The sequence below is a fragment of the Pseudomonas inefficax genome (assembly GCF_900277125.1).
Taxonomy (GTDB): domain Bacteria; phylum Pseudomonadota; class Gammaproteobacteria; order Pseudomonadales; family Pseudomonadaceae; genus Aquipseudomonas; species Aquipseudomonas inefficax.
Genome location: NZ_OPYN01000103.1, coordinates 26471 through 52571, shown reverse-complemented (window position 1 = coordinate 52571; position 26101 = coordinate 26471). Strand labels below are relative to the sequence as shown.

At 65.4% G+C, this 26101-nt stretch carries 25 protein-coding genes; 14 read left to right on the top strand and 11 right to left on the bottom strand.

What is annotated here, in order from left to right:
* The first annotated feature begins 140 nt into the window (after positions 1 to 140).
* Positions 141 to 746 (top strand): hypothetical protein, encoded by a 606-nt coding sequence (locus tag JV551A3_RS31400; RefSeq protein WP_133971742.1) that lies wholly within the window; start codon positions 141 to 143, stop codon positions 744 to 746.
* A 150-nt stretch (positions 747 to 896) separates the two neighbouring features.
* Here the strand turns inward: JV551A3_RS31400 and JV551A3_RS13025 are convergent, their stop codons facing one another.
* Positions 897 to 1523, bottom strand: a complete 627-nt coding sequence (locus JV551A3_RS13025) for a glutathione S-transferase family protein (protein WP_133971740.1) — start codon at positions 1521 to 1523, stop codon at positions 897 to 899.
* A 227-nt stretch (positions 1524 to 1750) separates the two neighbouring features.
* On the opposite strand from JV551A3_RS13025, the gene JV551A3_RS13020 reads away from it, so the two are divergent.
* The gene (locus tag JV551A3_RS13020) at positions 1751 to 2068 is read left to right on the top strand and encodes a DUF2388 domain-containing protein (protein ID WP_003260922.1); all 318 of its coding nucleotides are present in this window, start codon (positions 1751 to 1753) and stop codon (positions 2066 to 2068) included.
* A 128-nt stretch (positions 2069 to 2196) separates the two neighbouring features.
* Here JV551A3_RS13020 and glcC read toward each other — a convergent pair whose 3' ends face one another.
* Positions 2197 to 2997: a transcriptional regulator GlcC gene (gene glcC / locus JV551A3_RS13015; protein WP_166674246.1), complete on the bottom strand. Its 801-nt coding sequence runs from the start codon at positions 2995 to 2997 to the stop codon at positions 2197 to 2199.
* A 159-nt stretch (positions 2998 to 3156) separates the two neighbouring features.
* Here glcC and glcD point away from each other — a divergent pair, with 159 nt between their 5' ends.
* The 5 genes from glcD to JV551A3_RS12990 all read left to right on the top strand — a co-directional run bounded on the left by glcD (position 3157) and on the right by JV551A3_RS12990 (position 9668).
* Complete coding sequence (glcD, locus tag JV551A3_RS13010) at positions 3157 to 4656, top strand: glycolate oxidase subunit GlcD (protein ID WP_112252701.1); 1500 nt, start codon at positions 3157 to 3159, stop codon at positions 4654 to 4656.
* Entirely contained in the window at positions 4656 to 5708 is a 1053-nt protein-coding gene (gene glcE / locus JV551A3_RS13005; RefSeq protein ID WP_133971736.1) for a glycolate oxidase subunit GlcE, read from the top strand. The genes glcD and glcE overlap by 1 nt, the downstream gene beginning before the upstream one ends.
* Before the next feature lie 9 nt (positions 5709 to 5717).
* Positions 5718 to 6953, top strand: a complete 1236-nt coding sequence (gene glcF / locus JV551A3_RS13000; protein WP_133971734.1) for a glycolate oxidase subunit GlcF — start codon at positions 5718 to 5720, stop codon at positions 6951 to 6953.
* Positions 6946 to 7344 carry a heme-binding protein gene (locus JV551A3_RS12995; protein ID WP_133971732.1) on the top strand — a complete coding sequence of 133 codons (399 nt, stop codon included), beginning with the start codon at positions 6946 to 6948 and terminating at the stop codon, positions 7342 to 7344. The genes glcF and JV551A3_RS12995 overlap by 8 nt, the downstream gene beginning before the upstream one ends.
* A gap of 152 nt (positions 7345 to 7496) precedes the next feature.
* Positions 7497 to 9668 carry a malate synthase G gene (locus JV551A3_RS12990; RefSeq protein WP_133971730.1) on the top strand — a complete coding sequence of 724 codons (2172 nt, stop codon included), beginning with the start codon at positions 7497 to 7499 and terminating at the stop codon, positions 9666 to 9668.
* Positions 9669 to 9887: 219 nt separating this feature from the next.
* Here the strand turns inward: JV551A3_RS12990 and JV551A3_RS12985 are convergent, their stop codons facing one another.
* The gene (locus JV551A3_RS12985) at positions 9888 to 10469 is read right to left on the bottom strand and encodes a flavin reductase family protein (protein WP_133978745.1); all 582 of its coding nucleotides are present in this window, start codon (positions 10467 to 10469) and stop codon (positions 9888 to 9890) included.
* A 196-nt stretch (positions 10470 to 10665) separates the two neighbouring features.
* Between JV551A3_RS12985 and JV551A3_RS12980 the strand changes: the two genes are divergently transcribed.
* Complete coding sequence (locus JV551A3_RS12980) at positions 10666 to 11004, top strand: hypothetical protein (protein ID WP_133978744.1); 339 nt, start codon at positions 10666 to 10668, stop codon at positions 11002 to 11004.
* 207 nt (positions 11005 to 11211) lie between these two features.
* Positions 11212 to 12645: a MocR-like pyridoxine biosynthesis transcription factor PdxR gene (gene pdxR, locus JV551A3_RS12975; RefSeq protein ID WP_133978743.1), complete on the top strand. Its 1434-nt coding sequence runs from the start codon at positions 11212 to 11214 to the stop codon at positions 12643 to 12645.
* Here the strand turns inward: pdxR and JV551A3_RS12970 are convergent.
* Together JV551A3_RS12970 and JV551A3_RS12965 are read right to left on the bottom strand one after the other, a co-directional pair.
* Positions 12638 to 13834 (bottom strand): cyanate transporter, encoded by a 1197-nt coding sequence (locus tag JV551A3_RS12970; RefSeq protein WP_133971722.1) that lies wholly within the window; start codon positions 13832 to 13834, stop codon positions 12638 to 12640. The two genes, pdxR and JV551A3_RS12970, sit on opposite strands and share 8 nt — an antisense overlap.
* Complete coding sequence (locus JV551A3_RS12965; protein ID WP_133971720.1) at positions 13831 to 14289, bottom strand: nucleoside deaminase; 459 nt, start codon at positions 14287 to 14289, stop codon at positions 13831 to 13833. The genes JV551A3_RS12970 and JV551A3_RS12965 overlap by 4 nt, the downstream gene beginning before the upstream one ends.
* A gap of 198 nt (positions 14290 to 14487) precedes the next feature.
* Here JV551A3_RS12965 and JV551A3_RS12960 point away from each other — a divergent pair, with 198 nt between their 5' ends.
* Entirely contained in the window at positions 14488 to 14925 is a 438-nt protein-coding gene (locus JV551A3_RS12960) for a carboxymuconolactone decarboxylase family protein (RefSeq protein WP_023661771.1), read from the top strand.
* 130 nt (positions 14926 to 15055) lie between these two features.
* Here JV551A3_RS12960 and JV551A3_RS12955 read toward each other — a convergent pair whose 3' ends face one another.
* Complete coding sequence (locus JV551A3_RS12955) at positions 15056 to 16066, bottom strand: AraC family transcriptional regulator (RefSeq protein WP_133971718.1); 1011 nt, start codon at positions 16064 to 16066, stop codon at positions 15056 to 15058.
* Between the two features lie 168 nt (positions 16067 to 16234).
* Here JV551A3_RS12955 and JV551A3_RS12950 point away from each other — a divergent pair, with 168 nt between their 5' ends.
* The 3 genes from JV551A3_RS12950 to JV551A3_RS12940 are packed head-to-tail and all read left to right on the top strand — an operon-like array spanning position 16235 to position 18875.
* On the top strand, positions 16235 to 17419 hold the full coding sequence (locus tag JV551A3_RS12950; protein WP_133971716.1) for an acetyl-CoA C-acyltransferase family protein: 1185 nt from the start codon (positions 16235 to 16237) through the stop codon (positions 17417 to 17419).
* Between the two features lie 13 nt (positions 17420 to 17432).
* Positions 17433 to 18281, top strand: coding sequence for a 3-hydroxybutyryl-CoA dehydrogenase (locus JV551A3_RS12945; protein WP_133971714.1), 849 nt, complete (start codon positions 17433 to 17435; stop codon positions 18279 to 18281).
* 12 nt (positions 18282 to 18293) lie between these two features.
* Positions 18294 to 18875 (top strand): TetR/AcrR family transcriptional regulator, encoded by a 582-nt coding sequence (locus JV551A3_RS12940; protein WP_133971712.1) that lies wholly within the window; start codon positions 18294 to 18296, stop codon positions 18873 to 18875.
* Between the two features lie 110 nt (positions 18876 to 18985).
* Here the strand turns inward: JV551A3_RS12940 and JV551A3_RS12935 are convergent, their stop codons facing one another.
* Genes JV551A3_RS12935 through JV551A3_RS12915 form a run of 5 tightly spaced genes read right to left on the bottom strand, consistent with a single transcriptional unit; the run spans position 18986 to position 25485 of the window.
* Positions 18986 to 19363 (bottom strand): response regulator, encoded by a 378-nt coding sequence (locus JV551A3_RS12935; RefSeq protein WP_003256176.1) that lies wholly within the window; start codon positions 19361 to 19363, stop codon positions 18986 to 18988.
* A gap of 44 nt (positions 19364 to 19407) precedes the next feature.
* Positions 19408 to 20634 (bottom strand): hybrid sensor histidine kinase/response regulator, encoded by a 1227-nt coding sequence (locus JV551A3_RS12930; protein WP_133971710.1) that lies wholly within the window; start codon positions 20632 to 20634, stop codon positions 19408 to 19410.
* Complete coding sequence (locus tag JV551A3_RS12925) at positions 20628 to 21203, bottom strand: chemotaxis protein CheB (RefSeq protein ID WP_133971708.1); 576 nt, start codon at positions 21201 to 21203, stop codon at positions 20628 to 20630. Before JV551A3_RS12925 ends, JV551A3_RS12930 begins: the two co-directional genes overlap by 7 nt.
* A complete protein-coding gene (locus JV551A3_RS12920) occupies positions 21200 to 22021 on the bottom strand; it encodes a CheR family methyltransferase (protein WP_003259474.1) in 822 nt (273 codons plus the stop codon). Before JV551A3_RS12920 ends, JV551A3_RS12925 begins: the two co-directional genes overlap by 4 nt.
* A complete protein-coding gene (locus tag JV551A3_RS12915) occupies positions 22018 to 25485 on the bottom strand; it encodes a response regulator (RefSeq protein ID WP_133971706.1) in 3468 nt (1155 codons plus the stop codon). Before JV551A3_RS12915 ends, JV551A3_RS12920 begins: the two co-directional genes overlap by 4 nt.
* Positions 25486 to 25732: 247 nt before the next feature.
* Between JV551A3_RS12915 and JV551A3_RS12910 the strand changes: the two genes are divergently transcribed.
* Positions 25733 to 26083 carry a response regulator gene (locus JV551A3_RS12910; RefSeq protein WP_133971704.1) on the top strand — a complete coding sequence of 117 codons (351 nt, stop codon included), beginning with the start codon at positions 25733 to 25735 and terminating at the stop codon, positions 26081 to 26083.
* The last annotated feature ends 18 nt before the right edge of the window (positions 26084 to 26101 follow it).

The following is a 26101-nucleotide window of genomic DNA, read 5'->3' as shown; positions in this document are numbered from 1 at the left end:
GCGGGTAAACCCGCTCCCACAGGGACCGCGCCAAGCTTGATATCGGCACGGTACCTGTGGGAGCGGGTTTACCCGCGAAAGGGCCGGCACAGACACCCAGGCTGCTAGTTCCGTTCGCCTCCGCGATCATCCCCAACATCATGCTCAGCCCCATCATCAGCGCCATGCCCTACCCCGTGGGGCTCGCCTACATCGTGATTCGCCTCATGGTTGGCTTCGTGATTGGCTTCATGATTCGCTTCGTGGTTAGCCTCATGGTCGGCACCATCATCAGCACCATTGCGCCCGCGGCCATCATGACCCGGGCCACCATGCCCACCACCATCGCCACTGTGCCCGCTGCCACTGCCGCCGTGGCCACCACCCGAGCCACCGCCGCCGCTACCACCACCTCCACCGCCATGACCACCGCCGCCACTACCGCCACCATGGCCACCACCGCCACCACTACCACCACCTCCGCCGCCATGGCCACCGCCACCGCCGCTGCCTCCTCCACCGTGACCACCGCCGCCACCGCCACCGCTACCATCCTTCGCGTACGCGCTGGAGGTAACGCCAATGGAGTCAGGCACCAACACGGCCGAAGCCGACAATACTGCACCGATAGCCAAAGCCAACAAGCATTTCCTGAGCATCATGAGCCTCCGCTTGGAATAACACCGGGTTGCACTACGCACCCCGTGATTTGCGGCCCCCCATGGGGCGACCTGCTAGCCAGTGCGGCCATCCATCTGCAGCGGTGAACGAGATCCTTCAGGGCCTTGCCGGCCAAATATTTCAGAATGTTTCCTGATTTTTGAGCGTAGCCACGCCGCTGCGCTTGTCACCGACCGGTCATCAGAATGGCTGGCCCGCCAAAAGCCACTGCACCATGGCCTGGCGAGCCGGACTGCTCAGGATGCCGCGCGGGGCATCAGCTCATACGGGTGCTTCCACCCTGGCAACGCCTGGATTCGCGCCTTCCAGGCCTCGATGTGGGTGAACTGCGCCAACGCAATGCCAGTGTCCTCAGGCATGAACACATACCCGGCCAACGACAGGTCAGCGATAGTCAGCCGGCCACCGACCATGAACGGCGTCTTCGCCAGGTGCGCGTCGACAATACGGTAGGCCGCCACGGCACGTTCACGCAGGAACCGGGTCACGTCCGTTTCACCGGTTTTCTTCAGGCAGAAAAGAAAGCGCAGCGCCGCGTAGTAACTGGTGAACTTGTGGTTGTCGAACAGCATCCAGCGCCAGATTTCGCGCTTTTCGTCTTCGTCGCGGGGGCCGAACTGCCCGGTTTTTTCCGCAAGGTAATCGAGGATCAGCGCAGACTGGGTGAAGGATTTGCCGGCGTGTTCCAGCACCGGCACCTCGCCCTGCTCGTTCACTTCGTCGCGCCAGGTTTGTTCGCGTGTCTGGCCATTGAAGAAGTCGACGAACACCGGCTGCCAGTCCTGGCCGGTGAGCTCAAGCATCAGGGCGGCCTTGTAGGCGTTACCTGATTCGGCGAAACAATGCAGCTTGTAGTCGGGCATGGGTGAGAACCTTCAGTGTCCATTGAATGATTGGGCCATCAGCCCGAGCAGATCACGCCTGGCCCGCCAGGGTCAATGGTCCCTGTGGGAGCTGGCTTGCCGGCGATGGGCTGCGAATCAGCCCCGGCAATCTCCAGCGTAAACAAGGGAACTACCACCCCACCTGCGCTTTCTTAAACACTGAGTGGTTCCAATTACTTGCGTTTCACGCTACTGGAGAACACACCATGCGCCACCTACTCCTCGCCCCTGCGCTGCTGCTCCTGCTGCCTGCCGGTGCTGCCCTGGCTGACGTCGACGCAGGCGACGTCGCAACCTCGGCCGGTGTTTCCGCCTCGCTCTACTCGACCTTCAAGGACGACAAACGGATCATCCCGGCGCGTGACGAGCTTTCGGCCTACGTCGCCAGCGGTGGTGCAATCCGTGGCGCCTATGTGGAGTCGGCGCTGGAACAAGCCCGCAAGGACAACCCTGGCCTGCAGGCCAATGATGAAGAGCTGGCCCGGGCCCTCCTCTCGCAGGACGACCGCATAGCCGATCATTGAGTGAGGTAACCCTGCACTGGCCTCTTCGCGGGTAAACCCGCTCCCACAGGAACCGCACCGACTTCGAACCCAGTGCGGTCCCCTGTGGGAGCGGGTTTACCCGCGAAAGGGCCGGCACAGGCATACATTCACCCCCAGCCATCCATGCGCATGGTAGCCCTTACCAGCCGCTGCTCTTCCTGCTCTATCTCCCGCAAACTGTCGCGGATCCCGTTGATATGTTCGCGCGCCGCGCGCTGCGCCTGCTCGGGCAGCTGCTCCATCACTGCCTGATACAACCGCGCATGCTGGCGGTCGATCTGGCGCTTCTGCGCCGGCCGGCAATACAGGTTGTTGACCGAGGCGAACACCGTGCTCAAGGTCAGGTCACTGAGCGTTTGCAAGGTATGCACCAGCACCGGGTTGTGCGACGCCTCGCTGATTGCACGGTGAAAGGCATGGTCGCGATGGGCATGTTCACGGGCATCTATCGCTTCGGGGGTTTCGTGCGCAGCCAGCATTTCCTCATAGCGCCGACGAATCAGCAAACGGTCGACCTCAGTGGCCCGCAACGCCGCCAGACGCGCAGATTCGGCCTCCAGTAACGCCCGCACTTCCAGCAGGTCGAACAGCGTGCGCGGCTGCGAGCTGAACAGGTGCATCAGGGGCGTGGCGCCCGCTTGGCCCGTCAGGTCGGCCACGAACGAGCCTCGTCCCTGCTCGGTGTCGATGATGCCGCGCCCGCGCAGGATGCGCAGGCCTTCACGCAGCGCCGAGCGTGAGCAGCCCAGTTTTTCCACCAGGCGTCGCTCCGACGGCAGGGCCTGGCCCACCTTGAGCACGCCTTCGACGATCAGCCGCTCGACCCGTTCGGCCACCTGATCAGCGACCTTGGCCTTGCCTTCAGTACCCACTGCGCACCCTCCTGCTGGTAGGACCACTTGAACCATCTGCCCCAATCTAGCCGGGCAAAGCCGTCAATGACCAGTACCGGCCGCAAAAACTGGTAGGACCAGTCAACCCCGTACTCGACCCAGGCCGCAGCCACGCGCAGGCTGCAAGGGTGAGCGCTTTGCCAACAACAACAAATACCGTTGCCGAGTGAGCCGATGAATATCCTGTACGACGAACGCGTCGATGGCGCGCTGCCCGATGTGGACCGGGGGGCGCTGCTGCAAGCGCTGCGCGCTGACCTGCCGGACCTCGAGATCCTGCACCGCGAAGAAGACCTCAAGCCCTATGAGTGCGACGGCCTCTCGGCCTACCGCACGGTGCCGCTGCTGGTGGTGCTGCCCGAGCGCCTGGAGCAGGTGCAAACGCTGCTCAGGCTCTGCCACCAGCGTGGCGTGCCGGTGGTGGCACGCGGCGCCGGTACCGGCCTGTCGGGCGGCGCCCTGCCACTGGCCAAGGGCATCCTGCTGGTGATGGCACGCTTCAACCGCATTCTCGAAGTAAACCCGCAGGGCCGCTTCGCCCGTGTGCAGCCCGGCGTGCGCAACCTGGCCATCTCCCAGGCGGCCGCGCCCCACGGCCTGTACTACGCGCCGGACCCGTCCTCGCAGATTGCCTGCTCCATCGGCGGCAATGTCGCCGAGAACGCCGGTGGCGTGCACTGCCTCAAGTACGGCCTGACCGTGCACAACCTGCTCAAGGTGGAAATCCTCACGGTCGAGGGCGAGCGCCTGACCCTCGGCAGCGATGCACTGGACAGCCCTGGTTTCGACCTGCTGGCACTGTTCACCGGCTCCGAAGGCATGCTCGGCATCGTCACCGAAGTCACCGTCAAGCTGCTGCCCAAGCCCCAGGTGGCGCGGGTGCTGCTGGCCAGCTTCGACAGCGTCGAGGACGCCGGCCGGGCAGTGGCCGAAATCATCGCTGCCGGGATCATCCCCGGCGGCCTGGAGATGATGGACAACCTGGCGATCCGCGCCGCCGAGGACTTCATCCATGCCGGCTACCCGGTGGACGCGGCGGCCATCCTGCTGTGCGAGCTGGATGGCGTCGAGGCCGATGTGCACGACGACTGCGAACGGGTCGCCGCCGTGCTGGGCCAGGCCGGCGCGCGTGATGTGCGGCTGGCCTGCGACGAGGCCGAGCGCGTGCGCTTCTGGGCCGGGCGCAAGAACGCCTTCCCGGCGGTTGGGCGCATATCGCCAGACTACTACTGCATGGACGGCACCATCCCGCGCCGCGAACTGCCGCGGGTGCTCAAGGGCATCAGCGAACTGTCCGACGAATACGGCCTGCGCGTGGCCAACGTGTTCCATGCCGGCGACGGCAACATGCACCCGCTGATCCTGTTCGATGCCAACCTGCCAGGCGAGCTGGAACGTGCCGAAGCCATCGGCGGCAAGATCCTCGAACTGTGCGTGGCCGTGGGCGGCAGCATCACCGGCGAGCACGGCGTGGGGCGCGAGAAGATCAACCAGATGTGCGCACAGTTCAACAGCGACGAAATCACCCTGTTCCATGCGGTGAAGGCTGCCTTCGACCCACAGGGCCTGCTCAACCCCGGCAAGAACATCCCTACCCTGCACCGCTGCGCCGAGTTTGGCGCCATGCACGTGCACCATGGGCAATTGCCCTTCCCCGAACTGGAGCGCTTCTGATGAGCATGGACCGCGACATCAGCCAGGCCCTGCTGGAGCAGGTAAACCAGGCGCTGAACCAGGCCACGCCACTGCGTATCCAGGGCGGTAACAGCAAGGCCATGCTCGGCTGCCCGGTGGCCGGCGAGGTGCTCGACACCCGCAGCCACCGCGGCATCGTCAGCTACGACCCGACCGAGCTGGTGCTGACTGCCCGCGCCGGCACGCCGCTGCGCGAGATCGAGGCGGCGCTGCAGGAAGCTGGCCAGATGCTGCCCTGCGAACCACCGCACCTGGGCCCCGACGCTACGCTGGGTGGCATGGTCGCGGCCGGGCTGTCGGGCCCAAGGCGGCCGTGGGCCGGGTCGGTGCGCGACTATGTGCTGGGCACGCGAGTGATCACCGGCCACGGCAAACTGTTGCGCTTTGGTGGCGAAGTGATGAAGAACGTTGCTGGCTACGATGTGTCGCGGCTGATGGCCGGCAGCTTCGGCTGCCTCGGGTTGCTGACCGAGGTATCGCTGAAAGTGCTGCCACGCCCGCGCCAGTGCCTCAGCCTGCGCCTGCCGATGGGCCGCCACCAGGCGTTGGCGGAGCTGGCCGAATGGGGCCAGCAGCCGCTGCCGATCAGCGCGGCCTGCCATGACGGCGAGGCGCTGTACCTGCGCCTGGAAGGCGGCGAAGGCTCGGTGCAGTCGGCACGCCAGCGCCTTGGCGGCGAAGCGCTGGACAGCCGCTTCTGGAGCGACCTGCGCGAGCAGCGCCTGGCGTTCTTTGCCGGCCCCGCGCCGCTGTGGCGCTTGTCCGTGCCCAACGCCACCGGCGAGCTGGACCTGCCCGGCCAGCAACTGATCGACTGGGGTGGCGCCCAGCGCTGGCTGAAGTCCACGGCACCGGCGCAGGACATTCGCGAGCGGGTCGCCAGGGTCGGTGGCCACGCTACCTGCCATGCCCCTGGCGCTGCCAGCAGCCCACCGCTTTGCGCCCCACTGATGCGCTACCACCGTGCGCTCAAGCAGCAACTCGACCCCCAGGGGGTATTCAACCCTGGCCGTCTGTACCCGGACCTGTGAGGCCGAACCATGCAAACAAACCTGAGCGAAGCCGCCCGGCAACTGGCCCGCGCCGACGAGGCCGAAAGCATCCTGCGCTCCTGCGTGCACTGTGGTTTCTGCACCGCCACCTGCCCCACCTACCAGCTGCTGGGTGATGAACTGGACGGCCCACGTGGACGCATCTACCTGATCAAGCAGATGCTCGAAGGCGCGCCGATCACCGCCAGCACCCAGTTGCACCTGGATCGCTGCCTGACCTGCCGCAACTGTGAAACCACCTGCCCTTCCGGGGTGAAGTACCATGACCTGCTGGACATCGGCCGCGGCTTTGTCGAACAGCAGGTGCCACGGCCGCTCGGCCAGCGCCTGCTGCGCCAGGGCCTGCGAGCAGTGGTGCCACGCCCCGCGCTGTTCAAGGCCCTGACCCGAAGCGGCCAGCCCCTGCGCCCGCTGTTGCCGGCCACGCTCAAGCGCAAGCTGCCGGCGCGGGTCACCGCCCCCGGCCAACGCCCCGCACCGCGCCATGCGCGTCGGGTGCTGATGCTGGAAGGCTGCGTGCAACCGGCCCTGTCGCCCAACACCAATGCCGCCGCCGCACGCCTGCTGGACCGCCTGGGCATCAGCGTGGTGCCGATCCAGCAGGCCGGCTGCTGTGGCGCGGTGGACTATCACCTCAATGCCCAGGAGCAAGGCCTGCTACGAGCGCGGCGCAACATCGATGCCTGGTGGCCAGCCATCGAAGCCGGCGCCGAGGCCATCGTGCAAACCGCCAGCGGCTGCGGCGCGTTCGTGCGTGACTACGGCCACCTGCTGGAAAAGGACCCGCGCTACGCCGCCAAGGCCGCACGGGTCAGCGCCCTGTCCCGCGACCTGGTGGAGGTGCTGCGCGACGAGCCGGTCGAGCAACTGGGCCTGTGCGCCGAACAGCGCCTGGCCTTCCATTGCCCATGCACCCTGCAGCACGCGCTGAAGCTGGGGGGTGCGGTAGAGGCGTTGTTGACACGCCTGGGCTTTACCTTGACTCCGGTACCGGATGGCCACCTGTGCTGCGGCTCGGCCGGCACCTATTCACTGACCCAGCCTGAGCTGTCGCTACAACTGCGCGACAACCGCCTCAACGCCCTGGAAAGCGGCAACCCGCAAGTTATCGCCACCGCCAACATCGGCTGCCAGGCCCACCTCGACGGGGCCGGGCGCACACCGGTGCGGCACTGGATCGAAATCGTCGAAGCAGCCTTGAACCCGGAGAACCACCATGCATAGCAAGCCCGTTATCGGCCAGGCCGAAGTCGCCCGCGTGCTGACCGCAGCCCGCCAGGAAGCCCAGGCGCAACAATGGAACGTGACCATTGCCGTGGTCGACGACGGCGGCCACCCGCTGGCCCTGGAGCGCCTGGACGGCTGCGCACCGGCCAGTGCCTACATCGCGATGGAAAAGGCCCGCACCGCCGCACTGGGGCGCAAGGAGACGCGGGATTACGAGGAAATGGTCAATGGTGGCCGTACCGCTTTCGTCACCGCGCCGCTGCTGACAAGCCTGGAAGGCGGCGTGCCGCTGCGGGTGGATGGGCAGGTGGTGGGGGCGATCGGCGTGTCCGGGGTCAAGGCCGAACAGGATGCCCAGGTGGCCAAGGCCGGGGCGGCTGCCCTCTGAATCCTGTACCGGCCTATTCGCGGGTAAACCCGCTCCCACAGGTGCTGCACAGGTCTCAGGCCTTGTGAAAGCCCTGTGGGAGCGGGTTCACCCGCGAAGAGGCCGGCAAAAGCAAAAGTTATCCAGAAGACTGACCATCGAGCGAACAGACAATGCCAAACCATCCACTCCAGATCGCCCCCACCCTGCAGCGCTTCATCGAAGACGAAGTCCTCCCCGGCACCGGCATCGAAGCCCGTACCTTCTGGCAAGGCTTCAGCACCCTGGTCCATGACCTTGCCCCGCAAAACCGCGCCCTGCTCGCCGAACGCGAGCGCCTGCAGACAGAACTGGACAACTGGCACCGCCAGCACCCCGGCCCGATCCGTGACATGGCCGCGTACCAGCAGTTCCTGCAAGACATCGGCTACCTGGTGGAGCCCCCGGCCAGCGTGCAGGTCAACACCCGCAACGTCGACCGCGAGATCGCCGTACAGGCCGGCCCGCAACTGGTGGTGCCACTGAGCAACGCCCGTTACGCCCTCAACGCCGCCAACGCCCGCTGGGGCTCGCTGTACGACGCCCTGTACGGCACCGATGCCATCGCCGAGACCGATGGCGCCGAACTTGGCCAGGGCTACAACCCGCGACGCGGCGCCAAGGTGATCGCCTATGGCCGGCAGTTTCTCGACACCGCAGCCCCTCTCGACGGTGCGTCACACAACGATGCCAAGGCCTACGCGATCAACCGGGGCACGCTGCAGGTAACCCTGGCCGATGGCCGCCAGGCAGGCCTCAGGCAGCCCGCGCAACTGCGTGGTTACCAGGGTGAGCCGAACACGCCAACAGCGATCCTGTTGCAGCATCACCAGCTGCATTTCGAAATCCAGGTCGACCCGGCCAACGCCATCGGCCAGCAGGACCCGGCCGGGGTCAAGGACATCCTGCTGGAGGCTGCGCTCACCACCATCATCGACTGCGAAGACTCGGTAGCCGCCGTGGATGCCGACGACAAGGTCAACGTCTACCGCAACTGGCTCGGCCTGATGAAGGGCAACCTCAGCGAACAGGTCAACAAGGGCGGCAAAACCTTCGAACGCACCCTGGCCGAAGACCGCCACTACCACGGCGCAGACGGCCAACCACTGACCCTGCCAGGCCGCTCGCTGCTGTTCATCCGCAACGTCGGCCACCTGATGACCAACCCGGCCATCCACGACCGCGATGGCCGGGAAATCCCGGAAGGCATCCTCGATGCCGTGGTCACCAGCCTGATCGGCCTGCATGACCTCAAGCGCCGTGGCAATTCCCGCGAGGGCAGCCTGTACATCGTCAAGCCGAAGATGCACGGGCCGGCCGAGGTGGCCTTTGCCGACCAGCTGTTCGGCCGCGTCGAAGCCTTGTTGGGCCTGCCCGCACACACGCTGAAGATGGGCATCATGGACGAGGAACGGCGTACCAGCGTCAACCTCAAGGCCTGCATCGCCAGCGCCGCTTCACGGGTGGTGTTCATCAACACCGGCTTCCTCGATCGCACCGGCGACGAGATGCACACGGCCATGCAAGCCGGCGCCATGCTGCGCAAGGGCGACATGAAAGGCAGCGCATGGATCCAGGCCTACGAGCGCAGCAACGTGTTGGTGGGCCTGGCCTGTGGCCTGCGCGGCAAGGCGCAGATCGGCAAGGGCATGTGGGCCATGCCCGACCTGATGGCGGCCATGCTCGAACAGAAAATCGCCCAGCCCAGAGCCGGTGCCAACACGGCCTGGGTACCCTCGCCCACCGCCGCGACACTGCATGCGCTGCACTACCACCAGGTGGATGTGGCGGCCGTACAGCAAACGCTGGAACAGGTTGACCTGAATGCCCAGCGCGCCGAGTTGCTGCATGACCTGCTCAGTGTCCCGGTCAGCCCTGAGCGGCCCTGGAGCGCAGCCGACATCCAGGCCGAACTGGACAACAACTGCCAGGGTATCCTCGGTTACGTGGTGCGCTGGGTCGAGCAAGGGGTCGGCTGTTCCAAGGTGCTGGATATCCATGACGTGGGCCTGATGGAAGACCGCGCGACCCTGCGGATTTCGGCGCAGCACATTGCCAACTGGCTGCACCACGGGGTGGTCGATGCCGACCAGGTCGAGGCGACCTTGCAGCGCATGGCCCGCGTGGTCGACCAGCAGAATGCCGGGGACCCGGCGTACCGGCCGATGGCCGCCGGTTTCGAGGCATCGCATGCCTTCCGCGCGGCGCGGGAGCTGGTGTTCAAGGGGCGTCAGCAGCCCAGTGGCTACACCGAACCGTTGCTGCATGGCTGGCGTTTGCGCTTCAAGCAGGAAGTCGGGCGCTGATACCGACAGGGGCCGCTATACGGCCCGATCGCTGGCAAGCCAGCTCCCACAGGTACTGCACAGGCTTCAGGCCTGGCGTGATACCTGTGGGAGCAACTGTCTTGTGTTGCCTGTCAGGGCCCATCGCCGGCAAGCCACCACAGGGATAGCGCATGACTTGAGGTCGACGCGGTCGAGGTGGGAGCCGGCTTGCCGGCGATGAGGCCGGGGCAGGTGTGATCAACTTTGCGGATCGACCACCACCGGCTCGCCTATCGCGTAAAAATGCCCACCCGCCACGTAGTGCAAACTGCGCCACTGTGGGTCAGCATGCTCGTAGGCCCAGTGGCCATCACGGAACACCCGGTCATCGGCCCAGGCCGCTACCACCTCGCCAATGAACAGGTCGTAAGTGGTCTGGTTGTGCGGCTCGTCGATAACCCGGCACATCAACCAGGCCGAGCAGCCCTCCACCAATGGCGCCGCATGCCCCTCGACCCGCGCCAGCTGCACACCAATGTTGGCGAGCTTGTCGGGCTGGTCGAACAGGCTGCGGGTACCCACCTGGTGGGTCAGCTGCGCCTGCGCCGCGGTTGGCACCTGGATCACGAACCAGCCACTGCCCTCCACCAACTGCCGGGTGCGGGCGGTCTTGTCGAGCACCACGGTCACCTTGGGTGGGTCGAAATCCAGCGCACAGGCCCAGGCAGCTGCCATCACATTGTCCACCCCTTCGTGGCTGGCCGACACCAGCACCGTCGGACCGTGGTTCAGCAGGCGATAGGCCTTTTGCAGGTCGACGGCTTGGAAATGGCTGTTCATGACAATCCTCGGCAAGGCAGGTAGCGGGCGGCAAATTGTGCCGCAGGCGCCGTCCTCCCGCCAGCTTGGGTTGTCATTCCGGCATCTTCAGAAAAGCCCTACGCGTCGCTCGGATGCGTCCTACTTGTTGCCCCTGCCTACTATAAACATGATCGGCACTGGATGACGCAAGGTCGCGATCCAGAGGAGGCTCCGCATGCACCTGTATGCCCGCCCCACCGCCGAATTGCGCAGTACTTTGCGCGAACTGCTGGCCCATGACATCAACAACCCGGAACAAGACCCCCACCTGTCGGGGGTGATGTTCTTCTGCGCCACCGATGAACGCTCCCGGCAACTGATCGAGCGTATCGAGTTGCTGGCCAGCGAGGTGTTCTTCGACCCGAAAGGGCGAGCCATTAACGAGCATATGAAAGCGGCTGCAGTGGAAGGCGTGCGCATCAAGCGCATCCGCAAGGCGCCGGTGGACGAGACGGTGATATGCATCGCCCTGGCGGACAGGGGCTACATCACGGTGAGCACTGCCCGGCTCTGATTACCGACTGCCTGTTTCAGGGCTGCTCTGCAACCCATCGACGCGGTTCGTCGCCACGACAAGCCAGCTCCCACAGGTGCTGCACAGGCTTCAGGCCTGGTGTGATACCTGTGGGAGCCGGCTTGCCGGCGATGGGCCGCAAAGCGGCCCCATGCCCGTCCCCGGTCAATCCGCTATCCTGAGCACTCTTCTGCTCCGGACCACACCATGGAACTGCACATTCGCCTGGAAGGCCGCAAAGGCCTGGCCGACCAGCTTTACCAGCAACTGCGCGCCGGCATCGACAGCGGCCACCTGGCCGCCGGCACCCAACTGCCGCCCAGCCGCCTGCTGGCAGAGCAGTTGGGCGTGTCGCGCAAGACCGTGGCCGAGGCCTATTCCCGGCTGACCTACGACAACCTGCTGAGCGGCGTGGTCGGCCGGGGCACCTTCATCACTCCGCGCCAGCCGCTGCGCAGCAGCGAATCGACCACCATTCCCTTGGCCGCTGCCGCGTCGCTCGAGCGCTGGCAGCAGCGCGCCACCGTGCTGAGCCAACGCCAGCTGGAGGCTCCCTCGCGTTATGACTTCATCGGCGGAGCCTCGAGCAAGGCGCAGTTCCCGTTCGACCAGTGGCGCAGTTGCCTGAACCATGCCCTGCGCCGCAGCCAGCGCCACCCCGAGCGGCAGTTCCCGGCCCAGGGCCTGCCAGAGCTGCGCGAGGCCATCGCCCATCACATCGCCTACACCCGCGGCGTGCACTGCAGCGCCGCCGACCTGCTGGTGTGCAACGGCGCCCAGCAGGCTCTGGACCTGATCGCCCGGGTACTGGTCGAGCCAGGTTGCCAGGTGGCCATGGAAGACCCCGGCTACCCGCCGGCGCGGCAACTGTTCCTGGCCCTGGGCGCGCGACTGCAATCGGTACCGGTGGACGATGAAGGGCTGTGCGTGGAGCAGATCGCCGACGGTACCCGGCTGATCTACGTGACGCCCTCGCACCAGTTCCCGCTGGGCATGCCGATGAGCGAGCCACGCCGGCACGCCCTGCTGGCACGGGCCGCCGAGCTGGGTGCGTTGATCATCGAAGACGACTACGACTGCGAGTTCCGCTACCACGGGCCAGCCGCAGACGCGTTGCAGCGCCTCGACCGCCATGGCCTGGTGGCCTATGTGGGGACCTTTTCCAAGACCTTGCTGCCCGAGCTGCGCCTGGGCTACGCCATACTGCCGCCCGCCGTGCTGAAGGCCGCCTGCGTGGCCAAGCACCTCAGCGACTGGCACAGCCCGACCCTGTTGCAGTGGGCACTGGCGCGCTTTCTCGGCGAAGGCCACCTGAACAAGCACATCCGCCGTTGCCACGAGGTCTACAGCGCCCGTCGCGAACGCATCCTCGCGCGGTTGGGCGGTGACCTGGCACCGTGGTTCAGCGCCATCCCCGCCAGCGCTGGCTTCCACCTCAGCGCCCTGGCCAGGCCTGGGGTCGATGTCGAGCTGCTGGCCAACCTCGCACGCAAGGTGGAGGTCGGCCTTTACTCGCTGGCGCCGTTCTTCAGCGAAGCGCCAGTGCGCCCTGGGCTGTTGCTGGGCTTCGGCGCCATCGAGCTGCTGGACATCGACCCGGCGCTGGACCGGGTGCGCGACACCCTGCAGCGCCTCAGTTGACCGACGCGGCCTTGCCCGCCGCTACCGGGCGGGCAATCGCCGCGGCATAACCGCGTGGGTTGAAGCACGCGGTAACCAGCAGCATCGCCACCACGGTCACGGTCAGCAGCGTCCAGGAGGCCTGGAAATCACCGCTCACGTCGCGCAACCAGCCGGTAATGTACGGCACGATGCCGGTGATGATGAAGCCGATGCCCTGTACGAACGCCGCCAGGCTGCCAGCTTCGGCAGGCGTCTTCAGGTGCTCCAGGGTCAGCGTCAGGCTCTGGCTGAAGCAGGCACCCAGGCCGAAACCGATCATCGCCACCCACAGCCCCGAGGCCAGCGTGGGTGCCAGCAACAGGCCGAGGAAACCCGCCAGCTGGATCGCCAGGGCCAGCCACAGGCCCGGGCGCCGGTCTGCCCAGCGCCGCAGCAACAGCGGCAGGCCCAGTGCGCCGGCCACCTGGAAGATGGTCATCAGGCCAACCAGGTCGGCGCCGCCCTGGGCGCTGCCGCCATGCTCGATGTGATAGGCCGGCAACCAGGCCACCATGCTGGTGTAGCCGCCGTTGATCAAGCCGAAGTACAGCGCCAGCAACCAGGCCCTGCGCGTTCCGAACCAGTGCCCGCCGGTTGCACCGGCCAGCTTCGGCGCCTCCTGGCGTGGCCGCAGCACGGCCCAGGCCAGCACCGCCAGCACCGCAGGAATCGCCCACAGGCCCAGGCCGACCTGCCAGTGGCCGAAGTAGCCACTGATGTGCGGCCCGAGCACGGCGGCCAGGCCGCCGCCGCTCATCAGCGCTGCCGAATACAGGCCCATCGCCCCCGCCAGGCGGCCGGGGAACCAGCGGTTGACCAGCCCCGGCATCATGCCCTGCACTACCGCCACCCCCAGGCCGGCGACCACCGCACTGGCAATCAGCGCCCAGGCGCTGTCCAGTTGCAGGCGCCACAGGCAGGCCAGGGCAATGGCTGACAGGCCAGCGAGCATGCCGCCATGTTCGCTGATCCAGCGCCGCAACCAGGGTTGCAGCAAGGGCACCAGGCCCATGCACAACACCGGCAACGCCGTCAGCAAGGCCGCCTGCTGGTAACCCAGGCCGGTGCTGGCGCGCATGGGTTCGAGCAACGGGCCGATGCTGGTCAGTATCGGCCGCAGGTTCAGTGCCAGCAGCATGACCAGCAACAGGTTCAATGCCGCTCTCATTGTGCGTTGGCCTGTTTCCATTCAAGGTACAGACCGGCTTCGCCGCTGGGCTTCAAGGCGCGCAGCGGCAGGCTCTGCTGCTGAGGCGGGCGAGCCATCTGCGCATATACCGCCGCGGTGGACAAACCGTAGGGTTCGCCCTCGGCGTTGTCGTAGGCAAACCAGGCCCGCTCGATGCCACACAGGTGCATGGCCGCCAGGCACATCGGGCACGGGTGACCGCTGGCGTAGATCTCGGCGCCATCCAGGCGCGCCTGGCCCAGAGCGTGGCTGGCCTTGCGGATGGCCTGCATCTCGGCGTGGGCGGTCGGGTCCTGGGTGCTGTGAATCTCGTTGACCGCACGCGCCAGCACCTGCCCCTTGTACACCAGCACAGCGCCGAAGGGCCGGCCACCGGCCTTGATGTTGGCGCGGGCCAGGTCGAGCGCTTCGCGCATGTAGCGTTCTTCGGACATGAATCGGTTCTCCTGTTGCAAGACCTGGTCATTATCCGGCCTTGGGCGGCCTGGCAGAAATGAAGAGATTGGATGCCTGTCAGTGGCCTCCCGAATGGTCGATTGGCCTCCAGCTTATGCGCGCGATTGGCTATCGGGCATGCCAACGGGCGGCGCTACAGTAGCGCCATCCCCACCCCACACCCTTTGGAGACAGCCATGCACAACCGTATCGAATGGGCCAAGCACGCCCCCGAGGCCTACAAAGCCATGGTCGGCCTGGAGCAGGCCCTGGCCAAGAGCGGCCTGGAGAATTCCCTGCTGGAACTGGTGCGCCTGCGAGCTTCGCAGATCAACGGCTGCGCCTATTGTGTCAACCTGCACGCCAACGATGCGCGCAAGGCCGGTGAGACCGAGGCCCGCCTGCAGACCTTGTGCGTCTGGCAGGAAACCGCCTACTTCACCCCGCGCGAGCGTGCTGCGCTAGCCTGGGTGGAAAGCCTGACCCGGCTGCCCGAGCACGGTGCGCCGCAGGGGGAATATGAAGCCTTGCAGGAACACTTCGAGCCGGCCGAGGTGGCCAACCTGACCCTGGCAATTGCCGCCATCAATGCCTGGAACCGCTTCGGGGTCGGGTTTGCCATGGTGCCGGCCTGATTATTCCTGGTTTCCAGTGCCGGCCTCTTCGCGGGTGAACCCGCTCCCACAGGGACCCCACGGAATCTGAAAGTTGCGCTGTACCTGTGGGAGCGGGTTTACCCGCGAAGAGGCCGGTACAGGCAACATCTCAACGCCCGGCCAACCGCGCCCGGTAGCTGCCGGGGCTCTGCCCGGTCCACTTCTTGAACGCCCGGTGAAACGCACTGGGTTCCTGAAACCCCGTCTGCTCGGCAATCTCGGCAATGCTCAGTTCACCTTCGCGCAGCCGCTCGAAGGCCATTGCCCGGCGCACCTCATCCTTGATCTGCTGGTAAGAACGCCCCGCCCGCTCCAGCTGCCGACGGAAAGTACTGGCACTGACCCCCTGCTGCTGCGCCAGCGCCGCCAGCGTCGGCCACTGCCCATAGCGCCGCGCCCGCAGGTGTCGGTACACCTCGGCCACCAGCCCGTTCTGGTTGCGAAAGCGAATCACCAGCCCCTGCGGCGCGCTGCGCAGGAAGATCTTCAAGGCCGCCAGGTCCTGCACCACCGGCAAGCGCAGGTAGGCGCTGTCGAACTCCACCTCGGTGCGCCCGCTGCCCAGGCGCAGGTCCGGCCCCCACAGCAGCAGGTCGTCCTCCTGGGCCGGGCGCGACACCGCCAGCTCGGTGCGGTCGATGGCAATCCGCCGCCCGGCCAACCAGCACAGCATGCCGATCATCAGCACCAGGTAGGTTTCCTCGGCATACACCCGGGTCAGCGGGTCGGCGATGCTTGACTGCACGCTGATCAGCGCCCGGCCGCCACGCACCGTCAGGCTGCCGCGCAAATCGCGCAGGAACAAGCCAAAACCGCCCATGCACTGGCGCAAGGCCTTTTCCAGGTTCGGCTCCAGGATCAGGCCCCGGCAGATCAGCGCGAAACTGCCCAGCGGCATGCCGTGGCTGTCGAGGCGGAAGAACTCGTCGTCCAGGCGCTGGATCAGCGCCAGCCACAGCTGGGCGAAGGCCTTGGCCGGTACACGGGCCTGGGGCTGCTGGAGCAGTTGCGGGTCGATGCCCACCGCACGCAACTGCGCATCGCGTTCGGCGGGGCAATCGCGCAGGGCGTGGAGCATGGCATTGAGGAAGTACACGGCGACCGAATCGCTATCGCGCATGGCGGTTTTCGCTGTCTATGCTGAGTGGCAAAAAGTGCCAGGTTGTCTGAACAGTTCCGGCATAGGCTGCAACAGTGCCTTTGCCTAGACTCGGTCCCACTCCGGGATCGCCGGCCATTCTCGCAGAGCCTGGCCCGGTCCCGCCATGCCTTCGCAATCGGAGCCCCTATGAGCAGCGCAGAAATCTACGTCGTCAGTGCCGTCCGTTCAGCCATTGGTGGCTTTGGCGGTTCCCTCAAGGACCTGCCGCTGGCCGACCTGGCCAGCGCCATCACCCGTGCCGCCATCGAGCGCTCGGGCGTGGCCGCCGAGCAAATCGGCCACCTGGTGATGGGCACGGTGATCCCCACCGAACCGCGTGATGCCTACCTGGCCCGCGTAGCGGCAATGAACGCCGGCATCCCCAAGGAAACTCCGGCATTCAACGTCAACCGCCTGTGCGGCTCGGGCCTGCAGGCCATTGTCTCGGCGGCCCAATGCCTGCTGCTGGGCGACACCGATGTAGCCGTGGCGGCGGGCGCCGAATCCATGAGCCGTGGCCCGTACCTGCTGCCGCAGGCACGCTGGGGCGCCCGCATGGGCGACCTGCAAGGCATCGACTACACCGTCGGCGTGCTGCAGGACCCGTTCGAACACTTCCATATGGGCATCACGGCCGAGAACGTTGCGGCCAAGCACGGCATTACCCGCGAAATGCAGGACGAGCTGGCCCTGACCAGCCAGCGCCGCGCTGCCCGCGCCATTGCCGAAGGCCGCTTCGCCAGCCAGATCGTTCCGCTGGAACTGAAAACCCGCAAGGGCAGCGTGCAGTTCAGCACTGACGAGCATGTACGTGGCGAGGTGACCGCCGAACAACTGGCAGGGATGAAGGCGGTGTTCAAGAAAGACGGCACCGTTACCGCCGGCAACGCCAGTGGCATCAATGACGGCGCTGGCGGCCTGGTACTGGCCAGTGGTGAAGCGGTGCGCCGCCTGGGCCTGAAGCCGCTGGCACGCCTGGTGGGCTATGCCCATGCCGGCGTCGAGCCTGGACTGATGGGCCTGGGCCCGATCCCGGCCACCCGCAAGGTGCTGGAGAAGACCGGCCTGAAGGTGCAGGACCTGGACGTGATCGAGTCCAACGAAGCGTTCGCCGCCCAAGCCTGCGCAGTGGCCCGCGAACTGGGCTTCGACCCGGAAAAGGTCAACCCCAACGGCTCGGGCATTTCCCTGGGTCACCCGGTGGGCGCCACCGGCGCGATCATCGCCACCAAGGCCATTCATGAGTTGCAGCGCATCCAGGGCCGCTACGCCCTGGCCACCATGTGCATCGGCGGCGGCCAAGGCATCGCCGTAGTCTTCGAGCGCGTCTGAGGAAGCCTGACACATGAGCATTGAACAGATTGCCGTGATCGGCGCCGGCACCATGGGCAACGGCATTGCCCAGGTATGCGCGGTGGCCGGCTACCAGGTGCTCCTGGTGGACGTTTCCGACGCGGCGCTGGAGCGCGGCGTGGCCACCTTGAGCAAGAACCTCGAGCGCCAGGTCAGCAAAGGCACCCTCGACCCTGACAAGGCGGCAGCCGCCCGTACCCGCATTCACACCAGCACCGACTATACCCAGCTGCGCGGCGCGCAGCTGGTGATCGAGGCCGCCACCGAAAACCTGCAGCTCAAGCAGCGCATCCTGCAGCAGGTAGCCGCCAACGTCGCCGCCGACTGCCTGATCGCCACCAACACCTCGTCGCTGTCGGTCACCCAGCTGGCGGCCAGCATCGAGCACCCCGAGCGTTTCATTGGCGTGCACTTCTTCAACCCGGTGCCGATGATGGCGCTGGTCGAGATCATCCGCGGCCTGCAGACCAGCGACAGCACCTACGCCCAGGCGCTGGTGGTGACAGAAAAGGTCGGCAAGACCCCGATCACCGCCGGCAACCGCCCGGGCTTCGTGGTCAACCGCATCCTGGTGCCGATGATCAACGAAGCGATTTTCGTGCGCCAGGAAGGCCTGGCCAGTGCCGAGGACATCGACACCGGCATGCGCCTGGGCTGCAACCAGCCAATCGGCCCGCTGGCCCTGGCCGACCTGATCGGCCTGGACACCCTGCTGGCGATCATGGAGGCCTTCCACGAAGGCTTCAACGACAGCAAGTACCGCCCTGCCCCGCTGCTCAAGGAAATGGTCGCGGCCGGTTGGCTGGGGCGCAAGAGCGGCCGCGGTTTCTTCACCTACTGAGGAGCGAACGCCATGCCCCCGGTCAATGCCGCGATGCGCTGTGCCAACTTTGAAGAGCGACGTGACCGGGCCATGGCGCTGTTTGCCGAAAAGGGCTTCGGTCAGGTCAGCATGCGCGAACTGGCGGCCCATGTGGGACTCACCGCGGGCTCGCTGTACCACCACTTTCCCAGCAAGCAGGACCTGCTGTACGACCTGATCGAGGAGTTGTACGAGGAGTTGCAGGCCACCCTGGACCAAGGGCGCCGGGCCATGGCTCGTGGGGCGTCGGCGTTGGGCTGCCTGATTGCCGCGCACTGGCAGCTGCATGCCGAGCGGCCGATGCAGTTTCGCCTGGCGGAGCGTGACTTCTGTTGCCTGAGCGACGACCAGCAGGCGCGCCTGGCCTTGTTGCGCAAGCGCTATGAGGCGGGGTTGCTGAGGTTGATCGCACCGCAGGCAAAGCTGCAGGGGGAAGCCCTGGTGGCCACGGCGCATGTGGTAGCGACGCTGCTGAACCAGTTGCCTGGGCTGCTGAAGGCCTTGCCCGAGGAACAGGGGCTGGGGTTGATGGAAAGCATGCTGGTGGGTGGGCTGGAGCGGACCCTGCGCTAGCGCCTGTGCCGGCCTCTTCGCGGGCTTGCCCGCTCCCACAGAAACTCGCAGGCTTCAAGGCTTGCACAGTACCTGTGGGAGCGGGCGCGCCCGCGAATAGGCAAACACAGTCAGCGCAGAAGCGACTGGATCTGCTCGTGCAAGGTATCCAGGTCGAACGGCTTGGCCAGGATCGGTGCCTTGCGGGTGATCGGGCTGCCGGACTCGAGGATCTCCGCCGGGTAGCCGCTGATGAAGATCACCTTCAGGTCCGGCCGCAACTTCACCGCCGGCTCGGCGATGTCCACCCCGGAAATCCCGCCCGGCAAGCGGAAGTCCGTGACCATCAGGTCGAGGTGCGGCTTGCTTGCCAGGATCGCGAACGCCTGCTCGCCATCCTCGGCCACCAGCACATGGTAGCCCTCGCCTGCCAGGTAATCACGAAGGATCATGCGAATCGCCGGTTCGTCCTCGACCACCAGCACTACATCTTGTGCATCTTCACTCATGTCAACGCCTTGAAATATTTACAGCTGGCCATCAGACCCCAGGCTCATGCAGAGGTTGCCCGCGCCTGGTCGTTTTGTTGTTCGCAGGTTGCCAGTGGCAATTGCAAGGTGAAGGTGGCGCCTTTGCCCACTTCACTTTCCACCAATATGCGCCCGCCATGGGCCTGGACGATCTGCTCCGATATGTACAGCCCCAGGCCCAACCCACCACTGGCCTGCTGGGTAGCGACCCGCTCGAACTGCTGGAAGATGCGCTGCTGGTTGGCCGCGCAGATGCCGATGCCATGGTCCTGCACCTGCACGCAGGCCAGGCCGTCCTGCTCGAACACCCGCACCTGCACCGGTTTGCGCTCACCATAACGCAAGGCATTGGACAACAGGTTGGCCAGCACCTGCTCGATGCGAAACTCGTCCCACTCGCCCTGCAGCGGCTCGCAGCGTTGCAACTCGATCTGGGTGTCCAGTGCGCTGGCCTGGGCGGCAAAGTTCTCCACCAGGCCACGCACCAGCAGGCCCAGGTCGAACGCCTTGGGCCGCAGCGACAGTTTGCCGGTGCGGATGCGCGATACATCGAGCATGTCTTCGACCAGGCGGATCAGGCTGTTGATCTGCCGCTCGTCGCGCTCGACCATGGCCTGCAGCTTGTCGCCGCTGAAGGCGGCAAGGTTGCCGCGTGCCAGGTGCAGCTTGCGCAGCTGGGTTTCCAGGATCAGGCCATTGAGCGGGGTGCGTACTTCGTGGGACACGATCGACATGAAGTCATCGCGCATGCGCACGGCATGCTCCAGTTCAGCCCGCGCCGCTTGCAGCTGGGCCAGCAGCTGTTCCTGCTCCTGGCGGCTGCGCTCCAGGGCCTGCAACTGGCGGTCGAGCACTTTACGCTGGCGGTACAGGTCGACAAACACCGACACCTTGCTCTTCACCGCCAAGGTGTCGAGCGGCTTGTGCAGAAAGTCCACCGCGCCGCTTTCATAACCCTTGAACGCGTAGTTCATCTCGCGTCCGGCGGCGGTGACGAACACGATGGGGATGTTGCGGGTCTTTTCCGTGCCGCGCATCAGCTCGGCCAGTTCGAAACCGTTCATGCCCGGCATCTGCACATCGAGGATGGCCAGGGCGAACTCGTGCTCGAGCAGCAGCGACAACGCTGCCTCGGCCGACTGGGCCTGATGCACCTCGCGGTCTGGGCCCTGGATCAGGGCGTCGAGGGCCAGCAGGTTTTCTGGCAGGTCGTCGACGATCAGCAGTTTGGCGATGGTGTGGCTTAGCATGCGCTGTGTTCCAGGGCCGCGAGCAATTGCTCGATGCCACTCAGAGAAAGAATATGGTCGGGCTGGTGCAGGGCCAGGGCGGCCTCCGGCATCAGCGCCACCTGTGCGTCGCGAGGGTCCTGGACCACGGTCCGGCCCCCATTGTGCTTGATATAGGCCAGGCCTTCGGCGCCATCCTCATTGGCCCCGGTGAGCAGCATGCCCAACAGGCCCGCACCGAAAACATCGGCCGCCGACATGAACAGGTAGTCAATCGCCGGCCGGGAAAAGTGCACCGGTGGCTCCTGGCTCAACGACAGGGTCAGGTCACGCTCCACCGACAAGTGATAACCCGGCCCGGCCACGTAGATCTGCCCGGCGCGCAGCGGCTGCTTGTCACGGGCCTCGCACACTGGCCGCTGCAGGCGGCGCTGCAGTACCTCGGCCAGCTGGCTGTGGCGGTCATCCGGCAGGTGCAGCACGCATATCACCGGAATGCCGAGGCCGGCCGGCAACGCGCCCAGCACGCTGAACAGCGCTGTCACGCCGCCCGCCGAGGCGCCGATCACCACCGCGTGCACGCCTTTCATGACTTGCGGTAGATCCGTTCGGGCTTGACCAGCGGCTCGAAGCGCTCGCTGTAAGCGGAAAAGTCCACCGACTCCTTGCTGCCCAGCACCAGGAAGCCGCGGTGGCAAAGGGATTCGTGAAACAGGCCCAGGGCACGGTCCTGCAGTTCCTTGTTGAAGTAGATGAGCACGTTGCGGCACGACACCAGCTGGGTTTCGGAAAACACGCTGTCGGTGGCCAGGCTGTGGTCGGCGAAGGTCACGTTGTCACGCAAGGTGCTGTCCATGATGGCGTTGCCGTAGGCCGCCGTGTAGTACTCGGCAAAGTCCCGACGGCCACCGGCAATGCGATAGTTTTCGGCGTATTCGCGCATGCTCTGCATCGAGTAGATGCCCTGCTTGGCCTTGTCCAGCGAATGCGGGTTGATGTCGGTGGCGTAGATGATGGTGCGCTCCAGCAGGCCCTCCTCACGCAGCAGGATGGCCATCGAATACACCTCCTCGCCCGTGCTGCAGCCGGCAATCCACACCTTGATCGACGGCCAGGTACGCAGCAGCGGCACCACTTCGTTGCGCAGCGCCAGGTAGTGCCCCGGGTCGCGGAACATCTCGCTGACCGGGATCGTCAGGTACTGCAGCAACTGCATGAACATGCCAGGATCGTGCAGCACGCGCTCCTGCAGCGCCGACACCGTGAGGCAGTCGAACTGGCGCAGCGCATGCAGGATCCGGCGCTTGATCGACGCTCCGGAATAATTGCGGAAATCGTAGCTGTACTTGAGGTAGATGGCCTCGATCAGCAAGCGGATTTCGATGTCGGTGTTACGTTCGCTAGTCAAATTCGCTCCAGTTGCGGCAGCCAGACCCGGATCAGCGAGAACAAGCGGTCCAGGTCGATCGGTTTGGCCAGGTAGTCATTGGCACCGGCCTGCAGGCAACGCTGCTGGTCATCCTTCATCGCCTTGGCGGTCACGGCGATGATCGGCAGTTTTCGCCAGCGCGCTTGCTGGCGGATCAGTCGGGTGGCCTCGAAGCCGTCCATCTCCGGCATCATCACATCCATCAGCACCAGGTCGATGTCGTCATGCTGCTCCAGGCGCTCGATGGCCTCGCGGCCGTTGCGGCCGATTTCGACGATCGCGCCCTTGTGCTCCAGCGCGCTGGTCAGGGCGAAGATGTTGCGCACATCGTCGTCCACCAGCAATACCTTGCGGCCTTCGAATACCTTGTCGCGGCTGCGCGCGGTCTTGAGCATGCGCTGGCGTTCGTTGGACAGTTGCGACTCGACCTTGTGCAGGAACAGCGTCACTTCGTCGAGCAAACGCTCCGGCGAGCGGGCGCCCTTGATGATGATCGAGCGCGAGTACTTGAGCAGGTCGGCTTCCTCTTCGCGGGTCAGGTTGCGCCCGGTATACACGATCACCGGCGGGAAGGCCCGGATGTCTTCGGCAGTCATGCGCTTGAGCAGCTCGTTGCCGAGCATGTCCGGCAGCTTGAGGTCAATAATCATGCAGTCGTAGATATTCTCGCGCAGTAACGCCAGGGCATCCTGGGCCATGGCCACGGCGGTGATCTCGACATCGTCGTCACCGATCAGGCGGGCAATGCTTTCGCGCTGCAGGTCGTCGTCCTCCACCAGCAGGATGTGCTTGAGCTTCTGAGTCAACTTGGCTTCCAGGCGGGCGAACACTTCCTTGAGTTCTTCGCGGCTGGTGGGCTTGACCGCGTAGCCGACGGCGCCCATGTGCATGGCCGCCTCCACCCGGTCTTCCACGGAAATGATGTGCACCGGGATGTGCCGGGTATTGGCCTGTTCCTTCAGGCGCTGCAGCACGGTCAGGCCGGAATGGTCAGGCAGGCGCATGTCCAGCAGGATGGCATCGGGGATGTACTGGGCGGCCAGCTCGAAGCCTTCGTCGGCGCCCTGCGCCACCAGGCAGCTGTAACCCAGTTCGTGAGCCAGGTCGAAGAGGATGCGGGCGAAGTTCGGTTCGTCCTCGATCACCAGGATGCAGCGGTTGCCGAACGGCGCTTGCTCGCGGTCATCGGCAAACGCCGGCTGCGGCCGTTTCGGCGCTGCGGCCACCGGCACCTGCGGCGCGGGTGGCAAGGTATCGACTGCCGGGCGCAGGCTGAGCGGCTCGATGTCCTGCCCCGCGCGCTCGTAGCGCTCCGGCAGGATCAGGCTGAATACGCTGCCCTGGCCGGGACTGCTGTCGACACTGATCTGCCCGCCCAGCAGGTGCGCCAGGTCGCGGGAAATGGACAGCCCCAGGCCGGTACCGCCATAGCGGCGGTTGCTGGTGCCATCGACCTGGTGGAAGGCGCCGAAGATCGCCTCCTGCTGGTCGACAGCAATGCCGATACCGGTATCGCGCACGGCAAAGACGATGCCGTGGTCGGGCTGGTAGCCGATGTTCAGGCTGACCTGGCCGCGCTCGGTGAACTTGATCGCGTTGGACAGCAGGTTCTTGAGAATCTGCTCCAGGCGCTGGCGGTCGGTGAACAGCGTGGCCGGCACCTGCGCCTCGGTGGTCACCTCGAAGGCCAGGCCCTTGTGCCCGGCCAGCGGCTCGAACATGCCGCGCAGGCCTTCGACCAGGCGTTCCACCTGGGTGCTTTCGGGGCGCACTTCGAGCTTGCCGGCTTCCACCTTGGCGATGTCGAGAATGTCGTTGATCAGGTTGAGCAGGTCGTTGCCGGCCGAGTAGATGGATTCGGCGAACTTGACCTGCTCGTCGCTGAGGTTGCCCTCGCCGTTCTCCGCCAGCAGCTTGGCCAGGATCAGCGAACTGTTCAGCGGCGTGCGTAGCTCGTGGGACATGTTGGCGAGGAATTCGGACTTGTACTTGCTCGAACGCTGCAGCTCATCGGCGCGCGCCTGCAGTTCGTCCTGGGCATGCAGCAGCTCGTCGTTCTTGCGGTCCAGCGCTTCGGTGCGCTCGGACAGCTGCTCGTTGGTCTGCTCCAGTTCCGCCTGCTGGGTTTCCAGGTGGGCCTGGGACTCCTTGAGCACGCGGGATTGTTCTTCGAGCTCTTCGTTGGCGGTTTTCAGCTCTTCCTGCTGCACTTGCAGCTCTTCGTTCAGTTGCTGGGTCTCTGCCAGTACTTCCTGCAGGCGCTGCCGGTAGCGGGCGCTTTCGATGGAAATGCCGAGGTTGCCACCGACCTGCAGCAGCAGTTCCTCGTCACGCTGCTGCAACGGCCGCAGGAAGCCCAGCTCGACGATGCCGTTTATCTGCCCGTCGTCGCGGGCTGGCATCAGCAAGGCACTGCGCGGCTGCCCGCGGCCCAGGCCGGAACTGAAGTGGAAATAGCCTTCCGGCAAGTCGTCCAGGCGCAGCAGCCGCCCTTCGCGCACGGCCTGGGCCAACAGGCCCTCGTGGTCGCCCAGCACCTGCTGGCGAGCCTGCTCCTCGGCATCCAGGCCATAGCTGGCCACGCGCACCAGGCGGCCGTGCTCGTCACGCACATACACCGCGCCCACCACGCTGCCCAGGTAAGCGCCGAAGAAGCGCAGGATATTGTCACCGAGCATGGGCAGGGTCAGCTGCCCCAGCACCTGTTCGGCCAGCTGGGTCTGGCCGTTGCGCAGCCAGGCCTGGTGTTCGAGGACCTCGGCCGCGCGCTGCTGGGCCTGGAAGTTTTCATCATAGGTGGTCGACAGCGCCACCAGGTCGCGCCGCCCGAGGTAGGCCAGCAAGGCGCTGAGGCCGACGATGAACAGCACGAAGGCCGACATGACCGTGACGGTCACACTGTTGACCCTCTCGTTGCGCGTCATGCGCAACTGTTGTTCGCTGCTGATCAGGTTGTCGAACTCTTTGCGGATCTCGTCGGTCAGGCGCTTGCCGCGGCCGTTGCCGACCAGGGCGCGGTAATCACCCTCGTTGCGGCGCAGCTCGATCATCTGGCTGCCAAAGGCATTCCAGGCCTGCTGCAAGGCGATCAGGCGGTCGATACGTTCGACCTGTTGCGGGTTGTCGCCAACCATGCCGCGCAGGCTCTGCAGGCTGTCGATAATGCGCGGCTTGGCCACCTCGTAAGGGTCGAGGAAACGCTCGTCGCCGGTGATCAGGAAGCCGCGCATGCCGGTTTCCATGTCGATCGACAGTTTGACCGTTTCGTTGGCATTGCCGATCACCCGGTCGGTGTGCTCGACCCACTGCAAGGCGGAAAGCAGGTAGTTGATCACCGCAACGAAGGCCACGGCCCCCAGCAGGCCAACCCCCAGTGGCAGGCCAACGTTGCGGCTCAACAGCTTGCGGAAGCTGCGCTGGTCCATCGAGGCTGCTTGAATCATGTGAAAACGCCCGAGCTATAAAGTCCATTGAAAGGTGTGGCGGATCAGTCTTTGTCATTATCTGCCACTGCGCCGTCCTGTTAAGCGAGTCTAACCAGCTTTGCCGGGTCTGGCAGGGCATTTAGCCAGTATTTGAAGGTAGCGTGCGCCAATCGTTCCATCTGATTGCAGGGCCCGGTATCCTCGGGAACTTCTGCTGCCATCCGGAGCACAGATTAAAGACATTCATTCGTACAGGATCCGAACCATGCACCTTCTGGTAGTCGAAGACGACGACATCGTACGCATGCTGATGGTCGAAGTGCTCGACGAACTGGGCTACAAGGTCATCGAGGCAGAGCATGCCAGTGCGGCACTGCGCATTCTCGAAGACCCGGGCCAGCAGCTGGCGCTGATGGTGACCGATGTGGGGCTGCCCGACATGCGCGGCGAAGAGCTGGCGGGCAAGGCGCGCGAGCTGCGGCCGCTGTTGCCGGTGCTGTTCGCCAGTGGCTATGCCGATAGTTTCGATGTACCGGAGGGCATGCACCTGATCGGCAAGCCGTTCGGTATCGACCAGTTGCGGGATAAGGTACAGGCCATTCTGGGTAAGCCTTGAAATCGGTGTCGCCTGCTT